Annotated in this window: 3 protein-coding genes; 1 reads left to right on the forward strand and 2 read right to left on the reverse strand. The window is 71.3% G+C overall.

The genetic code is table 11. The features are described from left to right. A partial coding sequence (locus QAA18_RS11535; protein WP_279413115.1) for a restriction endonuclease occupies positions 1–659 on the reverse strand: 659 nt, incomplete at its 3' end. Continuing rightward, a complete protein-coding gene (locus QAA18_RS11540) occupies positions 656–931 on the reverse strand; it encodes a polyhydroxyalkanoic acid system family protein (protein ID WP_279413116.1) in 276 nt (91 codons plus the stop codon). The genes QAA18_RS11535 and QAA18_RS11540, both read right to left, overlap by 4 nt. Positions 932–958: 27 nt before the next feature. Between QAA18_RS11540 and QAA18_RS11545 the strand changes: the two genes are divergently transcribed. After that, positions 959–1,322: FHA domain-containing protein (locus QAA18_RS11545; RefSeq protein ID WP_279413117.1), on the forward strand; the 364-nt coding region annotated here is incomplete at its 3' end.

A 1,322-nucleotide genomic window follows, 5' to 3' on the forward strand; every position in this document is an offset into this window, starting at 1 on the left:
GGGGGGGGGGGGGGGGGGGTCGCGGCTTCCGCCGCTCCCATCGATGCGTTGGCAGTCGCAGGGGTGATGGCGCCGACTTCGGGTCGGGGCTTGATGGACATGTAGGTGGCCACGGCCAGGGCGATGGCGAGCGTCCAGGCCACGACGAGCTGCAGGTACATGCGGGCGTGGGCGGGTCGGTCGATGGCCGCGTGCTGGTCCTCGCTGAGCAGCGGCTGCATCTCTTCCCACATGCTGTCGCTGTCGAGCAGGTCGACCCGGTGGGCGCGCCCCAGGGCGTGGGCCGCACGCGGGAAGCGTTGCGGGATGGCCAGGATGCCGCCATCGAGGCCGCGCTTGCGGATGTGGTTGGAGAACTCGGCGATGGCGGTGGTGCCCGGCGCGTAGGCGCGGCTGTGGCGGCTGGACAGCAGCCAGTCCTGGCCGCGGTGCTGCAACAGGTACTCGCCGTCGGTGCCGCCGCCGCCGAAGCCGCGTTCATAGCCGCGGGCATTGAGCAGCGCCAGCACCAAGTGGATGAAGTCGCCCCAGTCCATGGCCGCGAACAGGGCGCGGCCGGCCTTGCGGCGTTCGCGCGGGAACTGGAAGCGGTAGAGGAAGAAGGTGCTGGCCAGGCCGGTTGCGGCCAGCACGGTTGCCGCGGTGAGGATCGGGGTCAAGGCAGGCGTTCCTGGAGCATGCGGCGAAGTTCGGATTCTATGGTGCCCTTCATCGCCGAGAACAGCAGGCCCAGGGTGGCGCTGACATGGACCGCGCCGGGCTGCAGCGCGATGTGCCCGTCGACGCCGCTGCGCCGGAAGTGGAGCGTCTCGCCCTCCCAGCGGTAGTCGAGGCCGAACTTTTCCCCGAGCCGGGTGATGGCCTGCTCCACTGCCTCGCGGGCGGCAGGCTGGGGCAGGGAATGCGGATGCTGGATGTCGATGTCGGCCATGGGCGCATTGTAGGTAAGATCGCAGGCGTGAACGACATCACGCTGCATGCACCGGGGACCCGGATCGACGCGCTGCCGCTGGCCCCGGGCCGGCATGCGATCGGCCGGGCGGAGGATGGCTCGCTCGAGCTGCGCAGCCAGGCCGACGATGCGCGGGTGTGCCTGTGCGTGGACCGGCGCGGCGTGTGGCTGGCGGTTGGCGAGGGCGTGCGCGGCGTGCACGTCAACGGCCGGCCGGTGCGGCGCCAGGCGCTGCTGCGCTCGGGCGACTGCATCCATGTGGACGGGCAGGAGATCGTGCTGGCTTGCCGGAGCGGGGCGAGTGCCTTGCCTCGTCTCGACATCGAGGCGTCGGCGACTCCCGATCCCCGCGTCGTCCTGCGGGGCATCG

Origin of the sequence: Luteimonas sp. 8-5, from assembly GCF_029763755.1 — a bacterium.
Classification (GTDB): Bacteria; Pseudomonadota; Gammaproteobacteria; order Xanthomonadales; family Xanthomonadaceae; genus Cognatiluteimonas.